Origin of the sequence: Janthinobacterium sp. Ant5-2-1, assembly GCF_001445815.1 — a bacterium.
Lineage (GTDB): Bacteria > Pseudomonadota > Gammaproteobacteria > Burkholderiales > Burkholderiaceae_D > Janthinobacterium > Janthinobacterium lividum_E.
Map to the genome: position 1 here is coordinate 1 of NZ_LNCE01000102.1, position 519 is coordinate 519.

At 53.2% G+C, this 519-nt stretch carries 1 protein-coding gene; it reads left to right on the forward strand.

Annotated features, from left to right (window positions below; all coding sequences use genetic code 11):
• Positions 1-17: 17 nt before the first annotated feature.
• On the forward strand, positions 18-519 hold a 502-nt coding region (rpsC, locus tag ASN89_RS24485), incomplete at its 3' end, for a 30S ribosomal protein S3 (protein ID WP_082654738.1).

The following is a 519-nucleotide window of genomic DNA, read 5'->3' on the forward strand; positions in this document are numbered from 1 at the left end:
GTAACTAAGGAGCCACGATGGGTCAGAAAATTCATCCAACCGGTTTCCGTCTGGCGGTCACCCGTAACTGGGCTTCGCGCTGGTATGCAGGCAACGGTAATTTCGCTGCCATGCTGAACGAAGACTTGAAAGCACGTGCTTACCTGAAAAAGAAACTGAAGAACGCTTCCGTTGGCCGCATCGTTATCGAGCGCCCAGCCAAGAACGCGCGCTTCACGATCTACAGCTCGCGTCCAGGCGTGGTCATTGGTAAAAAAGGCGAAGACATCGAAGTACTGAAGTCGGCGCTGACCAAGATCATGGGCGTACCTGTTCACGTGAACATCGAAGAAATTCGCAAGCCAGAAATCGATTCGCAACTGATCGCCGATTCGATCGCTCAGCAGCTGGAAAAACGGATCATGTTCCGCCGCGCCATGAAGCGTGCAATGCAAAATGCAATGCGCCTGGGTGCTCTCGGTATCAAGATCATGTCGTCCGGCCGTCTGAACGGTATCGAAATCGCGCGTAAAGAGTGGT